At 74.0% G+C, this 17,280-nt stretch carries 15 protein-coding genes; 5 read left to right on the top strand and 10 right to left on the bottom strand.

What is annotated here, in order from left to right:
• Window positions 1-52: 52 nt before the first annotated feature.
• Window positions 53-547 (bottom strand): ATP-binding protein, encoded by a 495-nt coding sequence (locus AB4K12_RS28820; RefSeq protein WP_362259389.1) that lies wholly within the window; start codon window positions 545-547, stop codon window positions 53-55.
• A gap of 143 nt (window positions 548-690) precedes the next feature.
• Entirely contained in the window at window positions 691-1,059 is a 369-nt protein-coding gene (locus AB4K12_RS28815) for an STAS domain-containing protein (RefSeq protein WP_362259391.1), read from the bottom strand.
• A 241-nt stretch (window positions 1,060-1,300) separates the two neighbouring features.
• Here AB4K12_RS28815 and AB4K12_RS28810 point away from each other — a divergent pair, with 241 nt between their 5' ends.
• The gene (locus AB4K12_RS28810) at window positions 1,301-2,212 is read left to right on the top strand and encodes an RNA polymerase sigma factor SigF (protein WP_368437551.1); all 912 of its coding nucleotides are present in this window, start codon (window positions 1,301-1,303) and stop codon (window positions 2,210-2,212) included.
• Between the two features lie 91 nt (window positions 2,213-2,303).
• Here AB4K12_RS28810 and hutI read toward each other — a convergent pair whose 3' ends face one another.
• The 4 genes from hutI to hutU all read right to left on the bottom strand — a co-directional run bounded on the left by hutI (window position 2,304) and on the right by hutU (window position 7,727).
• The gene (gene hutI / locus AB4K12_RS28805; RefSeq protein WP_362259397.1) at window positions 2,304-3,470 is read right to left on the bottom strand and encodes an imidazolonepropionase; all 1,167 of its coding nucleotides are present in this window, start codon (window positions 3,468-3,470) and stop codon (window positions 2,304-2,306) included.
• A gap of 20 nt (window positions 3,471-3,490) precedes the next feature.
• Window positions 3,491-4,825 carry a formimidoylglutamate deiminase gene (locus AB4K12_RS28800; protein ID WP_368437469.1) on the bottom strand — a complete coding sequence of 445 codons (1,335 nt, stop codon included), beginning with the start codon at window positions 4,823-4,825 and terminating at the stop codon, window positions 3,491-3,493.
• The gene (locus AB4K12_RS28795; protein ID WP_368437549.1) at window positions 4,816-6,003 is read right to left on the bottom strand and encodes an allantoate amidohydrolase; all 1,188 of its coding nucleotides are present in this window, start codon (window positions 6,001-6,003) and stop codon (window positions 4,816-4,818) included. Before AB4K12_RS28795 ends, AB4K12_RS28800 begins: the two co-directional genes overlap by 10 nt.
• A gap of 65 nt (window positions 6,004-6,068) precedes the next feature.
• Window positions 6,069-7,727 (bottom strand): urocanate hydratase, encoded by a 1,659-nt coding sequence (hutU, locus tag AB4K12_RS28790; protein ID WP_368437467.1) that lies wholly within the window; start codon window positions 7,725-7,727, stop codon window positions 6,069-6,071.
• Between the two features lie 139 nt (window positions 7,728-7,866).
• Between hutU and AB4K12_RS28785 the strand changes: the two genes are divergently transcribed.
• Window positions 7,867-9,216: a diaminopimelate decarboxylase gene (locus tag AB4K12_RS28785; RefSeq protein WP_368437465.1), complete on the top strand. Its 1,350-nt coding sequence runs from the start codon at window positions 7,867-7,869 to the stop codon at window positions 9,214-9,216.
• On the opposite strand, the gene AB4K12_RS28780 is transcribed toward AB4K12_RS28785, so the two are convergent.
• Entirely contained in the window at window positions 9,200-9,802 is a 603-nt protein-coding gene (locus AB4K12_RS28780) for a hypothetical protein (RefSeq protein WP_368437463.1), read from the bottom strand. The genes AB4K12_RS28785 and AB4K12_RS28780 overlap by 17 nt on opposite strands.
• 199 nt (window positions 9,803-10,001) lie before the next feature.
• Between AB4K12_RS28780 and AB4K12_RS28775 the strand changes: the two genes are divergently transcribed.
• Window positions 10,002-11,288 (top strand): alpha/beta hydrolase family protein, encoded by a 1,287-nt coding sequence (locus tag AB4K12_RS28775; RefSeq protein ID WP_368437461.1) that lies wholly within the window; start codon window positions 10,002-10,004, stop codon window positions 11,286-11,288.
• A 16-nt stretch (window positions 11,289-11,304) separates the two neighbouring features.
• Here the strand turns inward: AB4K12_RS28775 and AB4K12_RS28770 are convergent, their stop codons facing one another.
• Both AB4K12_RS28770 and AB4K12_RS28765 read right to left on the bottom strand, forming a co-directional pair.
• Window positions 11,305-12,156, bottom strand: coding sequence for a MurR/RpiR family transcriptional regulator (locus tag AB4K12_RS28770; RefSeq protein WP_368437458.1), 852 nt, complete (start codon window positions 12,154-12,156; stop codon window positions 11,305-11,307).
• A gap of 72 nt (window positions 12,157-12,228) precedes the next feature.
• Window positions 12,229-13,590: an acyl-CoA synthetase gene (locus tag AB4K12_RS28765; RefSeq protein WP_242705469.1), complete on the bottom strand. Its 1,362-nt coding sequence runs from the start codon at window positions 13,588-13,590 to the stop codon at window positions 12,229-12,231.
• A gap of 180 nt (window positions 13,591-13,770) precedes the next feature.
• Here AB4K12_RS28765 and AB4K12_RS28760 point away from each other — a divergent pair, with 180 nt between their 5' ends.
• Complete coding sequence (locus AB4K12_RS28760; protein ID WP_368437456.1) at window positions 13,771-14,205, top strand: hypothetical protein; 435 nt, start codon at window positions 13,771-13,773, stop codon at window positions 14,203-14,205.
• 363 nt (window positions 14,206-14,568) lie between these two features.
• On the opposite strand, the gene AB4K12_RS28755 is transcribed toward AB4K12_RS28760, so the two are convergent.
• The gene (locus AB4K12_RS28755; protein ID WP_368437454.1) at window positions 14,569-15,966 is read right to left on the bottom strand and encodes a cystathionine beta-synthase; all 1,398 of its coding nucleotides are present in this window, start codon (window positions 15,964-15,966) and stop codon (window positions 14,569-14,571) included.
• Window positions 15,967-16,185: 219 nt separating this feature from the next.
• Here AB4K12_RS28755 and AB4K12_RS28750 point away from each other — a divergent pair, with 219 nt between their 5' ends.
• Complete coding sequence (locus tag AB4K12_RS28750; RefSeq protein WP_368437452.1) at window positions 16,186-17,217, top strand: SGNH/GDSL hydrolase family protein; 1,032 nt, start codon at window positions 16,186-16,188, stop codon at window positions 17,215-17,217.
• Window positions 17,218-17,280 lie beyond the last annotated feature (63 nt).

The following is a 17,280-nucleotide window of genomic DNA, read 5'->3' as shown; positions in this document are numbered from 1 at the left end:
ACCGTGGAGAGGGAAGACGGTGAACCGGCCCGATCAGGCGGGCGGACCGGCTTTACGACGGTCCGGCCAGCTCCGCCCAGACCGTCTTGCCGATCCCGGCCTCGCTCCGCTGGACCCCCCAGTCGAGGCAGAGCCGCTGCACGATGAACATGCCGTGACCCCCGGGCCGCCCGGCGCGGTGCGGGGTGCGGGGTGCGGGCGTACCGGCGCCCAGGTCGGCGACCTCCAGGCGCAGCACCTTGCCCGCACGGCTGACGCGCAGCTCCTCGGGGCCGTCGGCGTGCAGGCAGGCGTTGGTGACCAGCTCGGAGACGACCAGCAGGACGTCCTCGGCGGCGGCGCGGTGATCGGCCGTCGCGGCGGGCAGCCAGCCCCAGTCGTGGAGCGCCTGGCGGGTGAAGTCGCGGGAGAGCGGCACGGCGCCGCTGACCCCCACCAGACGCAGCCGGCGACTCTGGGCGCCCGGCGGCGGTGAGCCGGCCGAGGCGGCGCCCTCCGCCTCCGGACCGGGGCCGTCCGGCGGAGGGAACGCCCGGGTGGTGCTCATCAGCGCTTCACCTCACCGATTCACCGATTCGTACACGAACATCTTCCACGGATTAAGCAGACTCCTGCCCGGCGAAATCGTGAGAACACCCACGGATTCACCCCGAGTCCTGTGACACGGGCAACGGAGGCCGTTCGGACAGGTCAGTCGGCCAGGGCCGATTCGAGGGTGTCGTGCACGGTGAAGACCGCTCCCGCCCCTGTGATCTCGAAGACACGGGCGACGACGGGGGTCATCGCGGCGAGGTGAATCGCGCCACCCGCCGCGTCCGCCTTCAGCCGGGCACCGAGGAGGACGTTCAGGCCCGTGGAGTCGCAGAACTCCAGCCTGGAGCAGTCGACGACCACGCGCGCGTCGCCCTCCCGGACACATCCTTCGAGCGGCTCGCGCAGCAATTCCGCCGTGTGGTGATCGAGCTCACCCGCCGGCGATACGACGGAACTCACACCGTGGCGCCGGACCTCCACCTGCAGCCGGCCCGTACTCGCGTTGCCGACCATCCCGCGATCCATGCGCTTCCCTTCGTGCCCTTCGTAGTTGTGCCCACGTGGCGCACGCGAAACCCTACGCCTTCCTTACGGCCGCCTGGAAGCCGAACCTCCGCCAATCAAGGATGTATAGGGACAAATTGGACTTGCCTTGATACGGCAAAGCCGGGTAGGGCTAGTAGGGACACATCCGCCACGGACGGCTTTGGAGGCGCCGCAAACCGCAGCAAAGGGTCACGGCATCGGCGGCCATGCGCCGAGAATGATGGAGGAGACCATGTCACCCCGGCTCGACGAAAAGCGTTCCCGCACCTCTCTCGAGGCCCACGAGACCGCCTCGTCGGCAATCCCGCCCGAGCACACCGATCCCGGCCTGCCCGGCCTTCCGGAGATCCCCCCGTACGACGAGGTGGGAGCGGTCGACGCGCGTGCTCTGTCCAAGACTCTCTTCGCGCGCCTCACGTCGCTCGAGGAGGGCACCCACGAGTACGCCTACGTCCGCAACACCCTGGTCGAACTGAACCTGGCACTGGTGAAGTTCGCCGCCTCGCGGTTCCGCTCCCGCAGCGAGCCGATGGAGGACATCATCCAGGTGGGCACGATCGGCCTGATCAAGGCCATCGACCGCTTCGAGCTGAGCCGCGGGGTCGAGTTCCCCACCTTCGCCATGCCGACGATCATCGGCGAGATCAAGCGCTTCTTCCGCGACACCAGCTGGTCCGTGCGCGTGCCGCGCCGCCTGCAGGAGCTGCGGCTCGACCTGGCCAAGGCCGGCGACGAGCTCTCCCAGCGCCTGGACCGCTCCCCCACCGTCGGCGAACTCGCCGAAGCCCTGGGGCTGACGGAGGACGAGGTCCTGGAGGGCATGGCCGCGAGCAACGCGTACACCGCGAGCTCGCTGGACGCCCAGGCGGAGGAGGACGAGACCGAGGGCGCGCTGTCGGACCGGATCGGCTACGAGGACCACAGCCTCGAGGGCGTCGAGTACGTCGAGTCCCTCAAGCCGCTGATCGCCGAACTGGGGCCGCGCGACCGCCGCATCCTCTCGCTGCGCTTCGTCGCCAACATGACCCAGTCCGAGATCGGCGACGAGCTGGGCATCTCCCAGATGCACGTCTCCCGCCTGCTCTCCCGCACCCTCGTGCGGCTGCGCAGGGGCCTGCTGAGCGAGGAGTAGCGGGCCCGGGCCGGGTGGCCCCTCCCCCTATGCCTATGCCGCGCGCGCCGCACGGAATCCCGTACGGCGCGCGCGGCATGTCCGCCGGGTCTCAGACCTCGCGCACCCCGCGCCGCCAGACCGCCGAGACGAGCGGGACGCCGGGGCGGTAGGCGAGGTGGACGTGGCTGGGCGCGTCCAGCAGGGCGAGGTCCGCCCGGGCGCCCGGGGTCAGACGGCCGACGTCGGTGCGGCGCAGGGCGGCCGCGCCGCCCGCCGTGGCGGCCCAGAGGGCCTCGTCGGGGGTCATCCCCATGTCGCGGACGGCCAGGGCGACGCAGAACGGCATCGAACTGGTGAAGGACGAACCGGGGTTGCAGTCCGTGGACAGCGCGACGGTGACGCCGGCGTCCAGCAGCCGGCGGGCGTCGGGCCACTGGGCCCGGGTGGAGAACTCGGCGCCGGGCAGCAGCGTGGCGACGGTGTCGCCGTCGGCCAGGGCGGCCACGTCCGCGTCGCTCAGGTGGGTGCAGTGGTCGGCCGAGGCGGCGCCGACCTCGACGGCCAGCTGGACTCCGGGCCCGTGGCCCAGCTGGTTGGCGTGCACGCGGGGGACCAGGCCGTGCCGCATGCCGGCCTCGAGGACCGCCCGCGCCTGGTCGCCGTCGAAGGCGCCCCGCTCGCAGAACACGTCGACCCAGCGGGCGTGCGGGGCACAGGCCTCGAGCATCTCGCCGGTGACGAGCTCGACGTAGGCCGCGGGGTCGTCGGCGAACTCCGGGGCGACCACGTGCGCGCCGAGGTAGGTGACCTCGTCGGTGTGGGCGGCGGCGATGCGCAGGGCGCGGGCCTCGTCGTGCGTGGTCAGGCCGTAGCCGGACTTGGTCTCGAAGGTCGTGGTGCCCTGGCGCAGGGCCTCGCCGAGATAGCGGGTGAGGTTGGCCTCGAGCTCGGCGTCGGTGGCCGCACGGGTCGCCGCCACCGTGGTGCGGATGCCGCCCGCGCTGTAACTCCGGCCGGACATCCGCGCGTTGAACTCGGCCGTCCGGTCGCCCGCGAAGACCAGGTGCGAGTGGGAGTCGACGAAGCCGGGAACGACCGCCCGTCCGGCGGCGTCGACGGCGTTGTCAGTGGCGGGTGCTTTGCTGGTCTCACCGATCCAGGCGACGCGGTCGCCGTCGATGACGACGGCCGCGTCCTGGAGCAGACCGAGGGGGCCTTCGCCGAGGGAGGGGTCGTTGGTGACCAGACTGCTGATGTTGATGATTGCCGTGCTCATGCTTGCTCCGGTCCTCGGCGTCAGCCGCTCAGGGCGGCGATGGAGTCGGCCAGTGCCCGCGGCACGTCCGGTACGAGCTGGTGGACCCCGTCGCGTACGACGTGCCGGCCACCCACGACCGTATGGCGGACGTCCGCGCCCGTCGCGGCGAATACGGCCGTCTCGGCCCCGTGCCGGGGGGACGGCCCCGCGGTCCGGACGGAGTCCAGCGCGACCGTGGTGAGGTCGGCGAGGGCGCCCGGCTCGATACGGCCCGCGTCGCCCCAGCCGAGGGAGGCGTGGCCGTCCTCGGTGGCCGCGCGCAGCAGCGCGGCGGCGGTCCAGTGGCCCCGCGTGCGGCTGCGCAGCCGCTCGTCGAGCTCCATGGCGCGCGCCTCCTCCAGCAGGTCGATCACGGCGTGGCTGTCGCTGCCCAGGGACAGCGGGCTGCCGGCTCGCTGAAGGCTGACGGCCGGGCCGATGCCGTCGGCGAGGTCGCGTTCGGTCGTGGGGCACATGCAGATGGTCGAGCCCGCGCCGCCGAGGAGGCTGATGTCCTCGTCGGTGAGGTGCGTGGCGTGCACGGCGGAGGTGCGCGGCCCCAGCACGCCGTGGTCGGCGAGCAGCTGCGTGGGCGTGCGGCCGTGGGCCGCGTGGCAGGCGTCGTTCTCGGCCGTCTGCTCGGAGAGGTGGACGTGGAGGGGGGCCTCGCGGTCCTTCGCCCAGCCGGCGACGGTCGCCAGCTGGTCGGCGGGCACGGCGCGCACGGAGTGGACGGCCGCGCCGATCCGGGCGTGACCGGCGGGCTTCAGGGCGGCCGCGCGCTCGGCCCACGCGTCGGCCGTGCCGTCGGAGAAGCGGAGCTGGTGGTGGTTGGGGGCCTGGCCGAAGCCGGCGGAGAGGTAGGCGGTGTCGAGGAGGGTGATGCGGATGCCGGCCTCGGCGGCGGCCGCGATCAGGGCCTCGCCCATGGCGTTGGGGTCGGCGTAAGGAGTGCCGCCGGGGGCGTGGTGGACGTAGTGGAACTCCCCGACGCAGCTGATGCCGGCGAGGGCCATCTCGGCGTACGTGGCCCGGGCGAGCGCGAAGTAGCTGTCGGGGGTGAGCCGGTCGGCGACGCCGTACATCACGTCGCGCCAGGTCCAGAACGTGCCGCTGCCCACCTGGGTGCGGCCGCGCAGGGCACGGTGGAACGCGTGGGAGTGGCTGTTCGCCATTCCCGGCAGGGTCAGCCCGCGCAGGGCCACCGCCCCCGGCGGCGGGGAGGGGACCTCGGTGCGGACGGCCGTGATCCGGCCGTCCGTCGTCTCGATGGCCACGCCGGGCTCGACATGGGTGCCGAGCCAGGCGTGCTCGGCCCAGTAGGTCACCTGCACGCGAGGCCCTCCAGAACATCGGCGAGTGCGGTCACGCCGGCCACACAGTCGTCCTCCGCCGCCGTCTCGGCCGGGGAGTGGGAGACGCCGGTGGGGTTGCGTACGAACAGCATGGCGGTGGGGATCACGCCGGACAAAATACCCGCGTCGTGCCCCGCGCCCGTGGGCAGCACGGGCACGCCGCCCAGCAGCTTGGCGAGCTCGTCGCGCAGGTCGTGGGCGAACTCCACGACAGGGGTGAAGGACTCCCGGGTCACCCGGACGTCCACCCCGTCGCGGGTGCCGCGCTCGACGGCGGCCCGCTCGATCTCGGCCACGACGTCGGCGAGGGTCTCCTCGTCGGCGGCGCGGGAGTCCAGCCAGCCGCGCACGAGGGAGGCGATGGCGTTGACGCCGTTCGGCTCGACGCCGACCTTCCCGAAGGTGGCCAGGGCCCCCGCCATGCGGGCCTTCTTGCGGGCGGCCAGCACGGTGTTGGCGTAGGTCAGCATCGGGTCGCGGCGGTCCTCGATGCGGGTGGTGCCGGCGTGGTTGGCCTCGCCGTGGAAGTCGAACCGCCAGCGGCCGTGCGGCCAGATCGCGGAGGCCACACCGACGGCGTGCGGGGTCTCCGCCAGGGCGCGGCCCTGCTCGACGTGGAGCTCCACGAAGGCGCCGATGCGGGCCAGGCGTTCGGGGTCGGGCCCGATGGCCTCCGGGTCGTATCCGGCGCGCTCCATGGCCTGGGCGAGGGAGATCCCCTCGGCGTCGCGGAGGGCGTGGGCCTTGTCCACGGTCAGCTGCCCGGCGGTCAGCCGGGAGCCGACGCAGGCAAGGCCGAAGCGGGCGCCTTCCTCGTCGCCGAAGTTGACGATGGCGAGGGGGCGGCCCGGCTTCGCGCCGCGCGAGCGCAGCTCGTCCAGCGCGGCGAAGGACGACACGACGCCGAGCGGCCCGTCGAAGGCGCCGCCGTCCGGGACGGAGTCCAGGTGGGAGCCGGTGACGACGGCGTCACCGGCGGTGGGGTCGCCGAGCCAGGCCCACTGGTTGCCGTTGCGATCGAGCTCGTAGGTGAGCCCGCGGGTCTCGGCCTGTGCCTTGAACCATTCACGGCAGTCGGTGTCGGCGCCGGTCCAGGCGAAGCGGCGGTATCCGCCGCTTTCGGAGTTCCGGCCTATGGGCCTCAGGTCGGCCCACATTTCATGGAACGAGGAGGTCGAGGGCAGTCGTTCCGCCGGGGCGGGACGATTGCCCGCGGCCTCGCTCACGAGTCCTCCCGCATCGGGACGCGAACCCCGCGGTCCTCCGCTACGGACTCGGCGATGTCGTAGCCGGCGTCGACGTGGCGGATGACGCCCATGCCGGGGTCGTTGGTCAGGACGCGGCGGATCTTCTCGCCCGCCAGGGCGGTGCCGTCGGCGACGGTGACCTGGCCGGCGTGGATGGAGCGGCCCATGCCGACGCCGCCGCCGTGGTGGAGGGAGACCCAGGAGGCGCCGGAGGCGACGTTGACCATGGCGTTGAGCAGCGGCCAGTCGGCGATCGCGTCGGAGCCGTCGAGCATGGCCTCGGTCTCGCGGTACGGAGAGGCGACGGAGCCGCAGTCGAGGTGGTCGCGGCCGATGGCGAGCGGGGCCTGCAGGGTGCCGTCGGCGACCATCTCGTTGAAGCGCTCGCCGGCCTTGTCCCGCTCGCCGTAGCCGAGCCAGCAGATGCGCGCGGGCAGGCCCTGGAAGTGGACGCGCTCGCCGGCCATCTTGATCCAGCGGGCCAGCGACTCGTTCTCGGGGAAGAGGTCGAGCATGGCCTTGTCGGTGGCCGCGATGTCCTTGGGGTCACCGGAGAGGGCCGCCCAGCGGAAGGGGCCCTTGCCCTCGCAGAAGAGGGGGCGGATGTAGGCGGGCACGAAGCCGGGGAAGTCGAAGGCGCGGGTGTAGCCCGCGAGCTGGGCCTCGCCGCGGATGGAGTTGCCGTAGTCGAAGACCTCGGCGCCCGCGTCCTGGAAGCCGACCATGGCCTCGACGTGGCGGGCCATGGACTCCCGGGCACGGGTGGTGAAGTCGGCGGGCTTCTCGGCGGCGTAGGCGGCCATGTCGTCGAAGTCGATGCCGACCGGGAGGTAGGCCAGGGGGTCGTGGGCGGAGGTCTGGTCCGTCACGATGTCGATGGGCGCGTTCATGGCGAGCAGCTGCGGCACGAGCTCGGCGGCGTTGCCGAGGACGCCGATGGACAGCGGGCGGCGGGCGTCGCGCGCCTCGACGGCCAGCTGCAGGGCGTGGTCGAGCGAGTCGGCCTTCACGTCCAGGTAGCGGTGCTCGATGCGCCGGTCGATGGCGCGGGGGTCGCAGTCGATGCAGAGGGCGACGCCGTCGTTCATGGTGACGGCGAGCGGCTGGGCGCCACCCATGCCGCCGAGGCCGGCGGTCAGGGTGATCGTGCCGGCGAGGGTGCCGCCGAACTTCTTCGCGGCGACGGCGGCGAAGGTCTCGTAGGTGCCCTGGAGGATGCCCTGGGTGCCGATGTAGATCCAGGAGCCGGCCGTCATCTGGCCGTACATGGTCAGGCCGAGGGCCTCGAGGCGGCGGAACTCCTCCCAGTTGGCCCAGTCGCCGACGAGGTTGGAGTTGGCGATCAGGACGCGCGGGGCCCACTCGTGGGTCTGCATGACGCCGACGGGGCGGCCGGACTGGACGAGCATCGTCTCGTCCTGCTTGAGCGTCTGCAGGGTGCGCACCATGGCGTCGTACGAGCGCCAGTCGCGGGCGGCCTTGCCCGTGCCGCCGTAGACGACGAGCTTGTCGGGGTGCTCGGCGACCTCGGGGTCGAGGTTGTTCTGCAGCATCCGCAGTGCGGCTTCCTGCTGCCATCCCCGGGTGCTGAGCTCGATGCCTCGCGCTGCTCGCACGGGTCGCGGTCCTGACATGGGCGCTGCCTCCCTGGCTCTCTGGCGCGTTCTGAATAGAACACTGCACAGTGTGTGTCTCTGAATAGCGCTAGTCAACAGGCGAACCGGACACGTCCGGGGCATGGCACGGGCCGCCCCGCGGTGGTGGAGTGGGCCCATGGGCCTCGGTGAGAGCGCGAACGGTGCCTGGCGGGACGCGGCGGTGCGGGAGGCGGTGCGGCAGGGCCTGGTCACGGCGGAACGGCCCGTCGCGGGGCTGCTGGACGTGCGCGGCGTCCGCGCGGCGGCGGCCGGGCTGCGGGCGGCGTTCGGCGGCGGCGAGGTGCTGCACGCCTTCGCCGTGAAGGCCGCCCCGCTGGTGCCGGTGCTGCGGCTGCTGGCCGACGAGGGGCTCGGCGCCGAGGTCGCCAGCCCCGGCGAGCTGGCGCTGGCCCGGGCGGCGGGCGTGCCGACCGAGCGGATCGTGCTGGACTCCCCCGCCAAGACCGCCGCCGAGCTGCGCGAGGCCCTCGCCCTCGGCCTCGCCGTCAACGCCGACAGCCGCGAAGAGCTGGCACGGCTGGACGCCCTGCTCGCCGCCCCCGGGGCGCCGAAGGCCCCGGCCGTCGGCATCCGCGTCAACCCGCAGGTCGGCGGCGGCAGCATCGGGGCGCTCAGCACCGCCACCGAGACGTCGAAGTTCGGTGTGCCGCTGCGCGACGAGGGCGCACGGCGCTGGCTCGTGCGTGCCTACGCCGAGCGGCCGTGGCTCACCCGGATCCATGCCCACGTCGGCTCGCAGGGCTGCCCGTTGGAGCTGATGGCGGCGGGCGTGCGGGACACCTACGAGCTGGCCGAGGAGGTCAACCGCGCCGTGGGCCGCCGGCGGATCCGCACGGTCGACATCGGCGGCGGCCTGCCGGTGAACTTCGCGTCCGACGACGTCACACCCACCCACCACGACTACGCGCGGCTGCTGGCCGCCCGGGCGCCGGGTCTGTTCGACGGCCGCTACCGCCTGGTGACCGAGTTCGGCCGGTCGCTGCTGGCCAAGAGCGGGCTGATCCTGGCCCGGGTGGAGTACACCAAGTCGGCCGGCGGCCGGCGGATCGCGATCGCGCACGCCGGCGCCCAGGTGGCCGTGCGCACCGTCTTCGCGCCCGCTTCCTGGCCGCTGCGCGTGGCGGTGTACGACGCGCGGGGGCTGCCGAAGAGCGCGGAGCCGGTGCCGCAGGACGTGGCGGGGCCGTGCTGCTTCGCGGGCGACCTGGTCGCCGTGGACCGGATGCTGCCCCGCGTCGAGGCGGGGGACCATGTGGCGCTGCTCGACACCGGCGCGTACTACTTCTCGAACCACTACGCGTACAACACGCTCCCCCGCCCGGGGGTTTACGGCTGCGTCGACGACCGACAGGCGGACGGCTCACCGGGCGTGCGCTTCGCGACCGTCCGGCCGCCCCAGACCCTCGACGAGCTCGTGGCCGAGGGCGGCGCCGCCCACGCCGGGGACCTCAGCGCGCTGCGCTGACCGCGGCCCCGCCCGGCGCCACCCTGCCCCGGCGGCGTGCGCCGCCCGGCAGGGCGTCGCCCGCGCCGATGCCGGTGGTGAGGTAGCCGGGCACGCCCTTGCCCGCGGGACCGCCCCGCACCCAGTCGGTGCGCACCCACAGCAGGGCGTCCGCCCGGCGCTCCAGGCCGCCCAGCCACAGGGCCTTGGCCCACAGGCCCGTACCCGCGCCCGCCAGCGCCAGGCCGGCCGCGGCGGGCACCGCGAAGGAGGAGCCGACGGCGGCGAGGAAGCCGGCCGCCAGCCACCAGCGGCGGGCCCGGCTCCAGTTGCGCACGGTCACGGCGCGGTCCTGCAGGAAGACCGATCGGCCGGCCCGCGACGCGCCGCCCGCCAGCTCGGCGTAGCGCCCGCGCCGCGCCAGGAAGGCGGCGGCCGCCGCGGCGACGAACAGCACCGCGCCCGCCGTCAAGCCGATCCGGCGTCCGGTCAGCCCCGGCACCAGCGCCCCCACGCCCGCGCCCAGCACGCCCAGCGCCCACAGCCTGCGAGCGGGGGCTCGTACGATCACGGCCACCCGCGCCACCGCATATGCTCCGCGCCCCACGTCGGACCTCCTCGTTTCGCGTCTCGCCCGGCACGCTAGCCAACGAATCTGAGTGCGGCCTGAGAACCGTCCGGCCGTCACCCGCCCTCGGTGTCATACCCCGGTATCAGGCGCGAGTTGGCCCCTGCGTATGTCGTATCCGCGCATGAGTGGCCCCTAAGGTCATCGCACCATCGGCGGGGCGACGGGAGGAGCCGGAATGCGGGTCGACGATCGGGGACTGAGGCGACGGGCGCTGCTGGCGGCGGGGGCGCTGGCGCTGACGGGCCTGATGAGCGCCTTCGTGCCCCGGGCCGACGCCGCCGGCGCCGAGGGCGCCCTCGCCCGGCTGCCGGCCCCCACCGGGCCGTACGCCGTGGGCACCACGACCCGGCACCTGGTCGACACCGCGCGCAAGGACCCCTGGCGCCCGGAGCGCGGCCACCGCGAGGTGATGGTGAGCTTCTGGTACCCGGCCGACCGTGCGGAAGCGCACGCCGGACGGCCCACCGCACCCCACATGGAGGAACGGGCGGCCACCCACTTCGGCTCCTCGGACGGCGCGGGCCACCGGGGGTACGGCGTGCCGGCCGGGGCGGCCGACTGGGCCGGAACGCGCACGCACGCGCGCGTGGACGCTCCCGCCGTGCGGGGCGGCGGGTCGCACCCGGTCGTGCTGTACTCGGCCGGCCTGGGCGACCCGCGCACCTGGAACACCTCCCTGGTGGAGGACCTGGCCTCGCGGGGCTACGTGGTCGTCACGGTGGACCACACCCACGACTCCTCCGAGGTGGCCCTGCCCGGCGGGCGGCTCGCGACGTCGGTCCTGCCGGAGCTCGCGGAGCGGCCCGGTACCGACGCCGCGGCGGTGCTGCGCACGGCGATGAAGGCGCGGGTGGACGACACCCGCTTCGTGCTGGACACCCTGGACGGCCGGGCGCACCGGCCGGTGCTGCCGCGCGGTCTGGCGGACGCGATGGACCTGCGTCACGTGGGCATGGTGGGTCACTCGGCGGGCGGCTTCACCGCCCTGGAGGCCCTCCACGACGATCGGCGCATCTCGGCCGCCGTCAACATGGACGGCACGATGGAGTACCCCGGGGAGGGTGACGTCGCCGACCGGCTGGGCGCCGCGGCGCGCGACGGCGTGGACCGGCCGTTCCTGCTCATGGGGACGGACGCCGAGGACTCCGGCGAGTACGACCGGCAGCCCTCGTGGAAGGCGCTGTGGCAGCACGCGCGCGGCTGGCGCGGCGACGTCACGCTGACGGGCTCTCAGCACGGCTCGTACACCGATGCCTCGGCGCTGCTGCCGCGGCTCGCGCGGCAGGGGGCGGTGCCGTGGGAGACGGTGCGCAAGGACATCGGGACGGTCCCTCCGGAGCGGGCGACCGCCGCCACGCGGGCCTATGTGGCGTCGTTCCTGGACCGCTTCCTGCGCGGCACGGACGACCACCTGCTGGACGGGCCGTCCGCCCGCTTCCCGGAGATGCGGTACGCCCGCTGAGGCGGCCGGGCGGCCCTCACTCGACGAACAGCCCCCGGGTCGCCGCCTTGGCGTCGAACTCCTCCAGGCGCGCCTGGGCCTCCGGCAGCGCGTCGCACATGGCCTCCAGCAGCACCCTGCCCAGCAGCATGGGGGCGCAGGCGGTGTCGAAGGCGAGGCCGGTGCCGACGGCGGCCGGCAGCAGGAGGTCGCTGTGCCGGGCGACGGGGGCGAACGTGGAGTCGGCGACCGTGACGACGGTCAGGCCGGCGCTTCGCGCGTACTCCAGGGCGTCGACGACCTCGCGCGGGTGGCGGGGCAGCGCGAAGCACAGCAGTGCGGTGGCGCCCGCCCGTACGGCGGCGTCGACGCGGTCGACGAGCAGCGTGCCGCCCTCGTCGAGGAGCCGCACGTCGGGGTGGACCTTGCGGGCGAAGTAGGCGAAGCCGGCCGCCTGGGCGCCGGCCGCGCGCAGTCCGAGGACGGGCAGCGGGCGGGAGGCGGCCAGCAGCCGGCCGGCGCGCGAGACCGGGGCCGGGTCGGCGAGCAGGGAGGCGAGGTGGCGGAGGTTGTCGATCTCGGCGTGGACCGCCTGCTGGTACTCGTTGAACGAGCTGTCGGCCGGCGCCTCGACGGCGGGGACCACGTCCCGCAGGTGCCGGCGCAGCGCCGGGTAGCCGTCGAAGCCGAGGGCGACCGCGAAGCGGGTCACGGACGGCTGGCTGACGCCGGCGAGGTCGGCCAGCTCCACGCTGGAGAGGAACGGCGCGTCGGCGGCGCGGCGCACCATGCAGTGGGCGATGCGGCGCTGGGTGGGCGTCAGCCGGTGCCCCTCGAAGAGCTTCTGCAGCCGTGCGATGGCTTCCGGTTCGCTCCCGGTCTCGCTCATGACCCTCCTTGGCCATTCAATCCACCCGTACCCTGCATGAAAGTATGCAGGGTACGGGAGGCCGTCCGCCGCTCACAGGGGCGGCAGCAACTTCTTCTGCGGCTTGCCCATCGCGTTGCGCGGCAGCGCGTCCAGGAAACGGATGCGGCGCGGGCGTTTGTGGACGGAGAGGTGCCCCGCCACGAAGTCGATCAGCGCCCGCTCGCTCACCCCGTCGGCCACCACGTACGCCACGATCTCCTGCCCCAGGTCCTCGTGCGGCAGCCCGACGACCGCCGCCTCGCTGACCGCCGGGTGGTCCAGCAGGGCGTTCTCGACCTCGCCCGCGCCGACGCGGTAGCCGCCGGACTTGATCAGGTCGGTGGAGGCGCGCCCCACGATGCGGTGGGAGCCGTCCTCGTCGAGGGCGGCGATGTCGCCCGTGCGGAAGAAGCCGTCGGCGGTGTACGACGCCGCCGTCGCCTCCGGCCGGCCGAGGTAGCCGGAGAACAGCGTCGGCCCGGCCACCTCCAGCTCCCCGATGCCGCCCTCCTCGCCCGTGGCCACCACCCGGGTCCGTACGCCCCGGATCGGCACCCCGACCGAGCCCTGGCGGCGCTCGCCGTCCGCCCGCGTCGAGACGGTGATCAGGGTCTCGGTCATGCCGTAGCGCTCGACGGGCCGCTGCCCGGTGAGCGCCTCGAGGTCCCGGAAGACCGGCGCGGGCAGGGCGGCGCTGCCCGACACCAGCAGCCGGGCGCCGGCGAGCGCCCGTGCGGCGGCGTGGTCCCGGACGACGCGCGACCACACGGTCGGCACGCCGAAGTACAGGCTGCCGCCCGCCGCCGCGTACGCCTCGGGGGTCGGCCGGCCGGTGTGCACCAGGCGGCAGCCGGTGCGCAGCGCGCCCAGCACGCCCAGCACCAGGCCGTGGACATGGAAGAGCGGCAGACCGTGCACGAGGGTGTCCTCGGCCGTCCACCGCCACGCCTCGGCGAGCCCGTCCAGGCCCGCCGCGACGGCGCCGCGCGGGATGAGCGCGCCCTTGGGCGCCCCGGTCGTGCCGGAGGTGTAGAGCACGAAGGCGGTCGCCTCCGGGTCCGCCTCGGGGCCCGACCACGAGCCCCGCTCGGCCGTGTCCACCGGCACGTCCTCGCCCAGGACCAGCTCGGCGCCGGAGTCGCGCAGGATGTGGTCGCGCTCGGCGGGCCCCGCGTCCGGCGGCAGCGGCACCACGGGCACCCCGGCGAGCAGGCCGCCGACGACGGCCACGACCGTCTCGGGCGTCGCCTCGGCGCGTACGGCCACCGACGCGGCCCCGGCGATCCGCGAGGCCACCGCGCCCGCCGCGCCCAGGAGTTCCTCCCGGGACAGGGACCGCCCGGCCACGGTCAGGGCGTCCGCCCGGTCGCCGGCGTCCGGCGCGAGGAGGGACGTCAGCAGGGGCGGGGGCACCGCGTTCCCGCCGCCGGCGGGCGCGCCCGGCGCCCTCGTCCCCGGCCCCATGGCCTCGGGTGCGTCGCTCACGGTCTGCTCCTTCCCCGGGGGCTCGCCCCGCTCGGGGGGCACCCCCTCCGCGGATACGGGTGCTGGCCCCAGCGACCCGGGGCCCGAGGCGACCGTACCGTCGTAGGCATGATGGCCCGCGACACCGACCTGAAGAAGGACCTCGACGCGACCCTGCAGACCCGCAAGGAGCTGGGGCCGGAGTACGAACAGGAGCTCCTCGACTCGTTCCTGGAGAGGGTCGAGCAGCACATCGAGCGGACGCTGGACGCGACCGCCGAGCGGCAGGTGCGCCGGCATCTGGCGGAGCGCCGGATGGCCGTCGCCCGGGGGCGGACGGCCGACGACCTGGGCACCGGCACCTTCGGCGAGCGCTTCGGCTTCGCGACGCTCTCGCTGGTACTGGCCGTACCGCTGTCGGCGATCGGCGCGGTCAACGCCGGACTGCCCGGCCTGCTGGTGACCTGGGCGGGCATCGTGGGCGTCAACGTCGCCCAGGCGGCGGGCGGACTGCCCTGGCCGCGCCGCGCCCGCGAGGACCGGTCCGAGGAGTGGAGCCGATAAGTGGAGCCGACGCGGCGCCGGTGAGCGCCGCGCCGCGGGCCGATCGACGCGGGACCGCCGCACCCCGGCCGGAGCCGGGGTCGGGACGACGGCGGTCCCACGTGGGGCGCGGGGCGGACCCGAAGGCCTGCCCCCGCGTCCGACGGCCGGGTCCGGGAGCCGCTCCGAAGGCCCGGCCGTCGCGATCGGGACGCCGGCCCGGGCGGGTACCGCCCTCGCCGACGTCCCTCACTATGCCGGGCCCGTGTTAAGCCCACGCTGCGCGCGCGTGACGCGCGCGTGCCTTTCGCGGGCCGTCCGGCGACGCGCCGGGAAACCCGTCCCGCACCACGTCACGGCCCGTCAGGCGACGTGCGGCGCGGCCTACTTCGCCGCGCCGTTGTGACCCTCGGCCAGGAAGGCCAGCAGGTCCTGACGGCTCACCACGCCGGTCGGCTTGCCCTCGACGATCACGATCGCGGCGTCCGCGCTGCCGAGCACGGCCATCAGGTCCGCGACCGGCTCGCCGGAGCCGACCTGCGGCAGCGGCGGGCTCATGTGCTTCTCCAGCGGGTCCTCGAGCGAGGCGCGCTGCGCGAACAGCGCGTCCAGCAGGTCGCGTTCGACGACCGAGCCGATGACCTCGGCGGCCATGACGTCGGGGTGGCCGGCGCCCGGCTTGACGATCGGCATCTGCGAGACGCCGTACTCGCGCAGCACCTGGATCGCCTCGCCGACGGTCTCCTCGGGGTGCATGTGCACCAGCGAGGGCAGGTCGCCGTCCTTGCGCTGCAGGACGTCGCCGACGCGCGCGGCGTCGCCGGGCTCCTCCAGGAAGCCGTAGTCGGCCATCCACTCGTCATTGAAGATCTTGCTCAGGTAGCCGCGGCCGCTGTCCGGCAGCAGGACGACGACCACGTCGTCCGGGCCGAGGCCCTCGGCCGCGCGCAGGGCGGAGACGACCGCCATGCCGCAGGAGCCGCCGACGAGCAGGCCCTCCTCCTTGGCGAGGCGGCGGGTCATCTGGAAGGCGTCCTTGTCGGAGACCGCGATGATCTCGTCGATCACCGAGCCGTCGTAGCAGTCCGGCCAGAAGTCCTCGCCCACGCCCTCGATCAGGTACGGACGGCCCGAACCGCCGCTGTAGACCGAGCCCTCGGGGTCGGAGCCGATGATCTTGACCCGGCCGTCACTGACCTCCTTGAGGTAGCGGCCGGTGCCGCTGATGGTGCCGCCGGTGCCGCAGCCCGCCACGAAGTGGGTGATCTTCCCCTCCGTCTGCGCCCACAGCTCGGGACCGGTCGACTCGTAGTGCGAGAGCGGGTTGTTGGGGTTGCTGTACTGGTTCGGCTTCCAGGCGTTCGGCGTCTCGCGCACGAGCCGGTCGGAGACGTTGTAGTACGAGTCCGGGTGCTCGGGGTCAACAGCGGTCGGGCAGACGACGACCTCTGCCCCGTACGCCCGCAGTACGTTGATCTTGTCCTGCGAGACCTTGTCCGGGCAGACGAAGATGCACTTGTAGCCCTTCTGCTGGGCCACGATGGCCAGACCCACGCCGGTGTTGCCGGACGTCGGCTCGACGATCGTGCCACCGGGCTTGAGCTCCCCGGACTTCTCGGCGGCCTCGATCATGCGCAGGGCGATGCGGTCCTTGACCGAGCCGCCGGGGTTGAAGTACTCGACCTTGGCCAGCACGGTCGCCTGAATGCCTTCGGTCACGCTGTTGAGCTTCACGAGCGGGGTGTTGCCAACGAGCTCAATCATCGAATCGCGATACTGCACGGTGATCTCCGCGGTCGGGGGCACTAGCGGTCGTCGCGTGCCCATACCGCCAGCCTATTGCGCGTCCGACTGCACCAGTGGCGGTTGCACGCGGCCGCTCACGGGGCAACCTGCTGGTAACGCGCTCCGGCAAAGGGCCCGCGCGGTTCGTGAAGCTTTTATGAAGCGTTTATAAAACGGCTTGTGATCGGGTTTTCGTGGCGCGAAGGAGGCCTGCCGATGTCCATGCAGAGGGCGAGGGTCGCGCGGCGGATCGCGGCGGCGGCGGCGTACGGGGGAGGCGGCGCGGGCCTGCTGGGCGGCGCCGCGCTCGGCGTCCTGCTCACCGAGGTGGCCCTGGCCCGGCGCGTGGTCGGCGGCCACAACGACAGCCCGCCGCACGCGGACGGCCGCTACGGCTCCGCCTTCGTCCACCACCTGGGACGCGAGCCCCTGCTGCTGGGCGTCCTGGGCGACTCCACGGCCGCCGGCCAGGGCGTCCACCGCCCCCGGCAGACCCCCGGCGCCCTGCTGGCCTCGGGCCTGGCGGCGGTGGCCGAACGCCCCGTGGAACTGCGCACCGTGGCGCTGTCCGGCGCCCAGTCCTACGACCTCGAGCGCCAGGTCACCCAGATCCTCTCGCTCCCCGACCGCATCCCCGACGTCTGCGTGATCATGATCGGCGCCAACGACGTCACCCACCGGGTGCCCTACGCCCGCTCCGTGCGGCTGCTGTCGGAGGCGGTGCACCGGCTGCGCGACGCGGGCTGCGAGGTCGTCGTGGGCACCTGCCCCGACCTGGGCACGATCGAGCCGGTCTACCAGCCGCTGCGCTGGCTGGCCCGGCGGCTGAGCCGCCAGCTGGCGGCGGCGCAGACGATAGGGGTGCTGGAGGCCGGCGGGCGCACGGTCTCGCTGGGCGACCTGCTGGGCCCGGAGTTCGCGTCGAACCCGCGCGAGCTGTTCGGCCCGGACAACTACCACCCGTCCGCCGAGGGCTACGCCACGGCGGCCATGGCCCTGCTGCCCACGCTCTGCGCGGCGCTGGGCCTGTGGCCCGAGGACGAGCGGCCGGACGCCGCCCGCCGCGAGGGCATCCTGCCGGTGGCCACGGCCGCGGCCCAGGCCGCCGCGGAGGGCGGCACGGAGGTCACGGCGACGGCCCGCGGCCGCTGGGCGCTGCTCAAGCACCGCAAGCGGCGCCGGCTGCCCGCCCACACCGAGGCGGCCGAGCCCCACCCCGCCCGGCCCGCCCCCGGACGTACGCTGTGAACACGACGAGTGAGCAAGCGCTTAGAAAAGAGGCCCGCATCACAGCCCGCAGATCGTGACCAA

The organism is Streptomyces sp. C36, from assembly GCF_040932295.1.
Lineage (GTDB): Bacteria > Actinomycetota > Actinomycetes > Streptomycetales > Streptomycetaceae > Streptomyces > Streptomyces triculaminicus.
Note: the sequence above shows the minus strand (reverse complement) of the source record. Positions and strands in the feature narration are given on the sequence as shown.

Excerpts from the sequence above, each read along its gene's own strand:
- AB4K12_RS28770 (WP_368437458.1), bottom strand. The coding sequence starts at position 12,156 with ATGAGCGAGACCGGGAGCGAACCGGAAGCCATCGCACGGCTGCAGAAG.
- AB4K12_RS28795 (WP_368437549.1), bottom strand. The coding sequence starts at position 6,003 with ATGTGGGCCGACCTGAGGCCCATAGGCCGGAACTCCGAAAGCGGCGGA.
- AB4K12_RS28750 (WP_368437452.1), top strand. The coding sequence starts at position 16,186 with ATGTCCATGCAGAGGGCGAGGGTCGCGCGGCGGATCGCGGCGGCGGCG.
- AB4K12_RS28785 (WP_368437465.1), top strand. The coding sequence starts at position 7,867 with ATGGGCCTCGGTGAGAGCGCGAACGGTGCCTGGCGGGACGCGGCGGTG.
- AB4K12_RS28810 (WP_368437551.1), top strand. The coding sequence starts at position 1,301 with ATGGAGGAGACCATGTCACCCCGGCTCGACGAAAAGCGTTCCCGCACC.
- AB4K12_RS28820 (WP_362259389.1), bottom strand. The coding sequence starts at position 547 with ATGAGCACCACCCGGGCGTTCCCTCCGCCGGACGGCCCCGGTCCGGAG.
- AB4K12_RS28760 (WP_368437456.1), top strand. The coding sequence starts at position 13,771 with ATGATGGCCCGCGACACCGACCTGAAGAAGGACCTCGACGCGACCCTG.
- hutU (WP_368437467.1), bottom strand. The coding sequence starts at position 7,727 with ATGTCAGGACCGCGACCCGTGCGAGCAGCGCGAGGCATCGAGCTCAGC.
- hutI (WP_362259397.1), bottom strand. The coding sequence starts at position 3,470 with ATGAGCACGGCAATCATCAACATCAGCAGTCTGGTCACCAACGACCCC.
- AB4K12_RS28815 (WP_362259391.1), bottom strand. The coding sequence starts at position 1,059 with ATGGATCGCGGGATGGTCGGCAACGCGAGTACGGGCCGGCTGCAGGTG.
- AB4K12_RS28775 (WP_368437461.1), top strand. The coding sequence starts at position 10,002 with ATGCGGGTCGACGATCGGGGACTGAGGCGACGGGCGCTGCTGGCGGCG.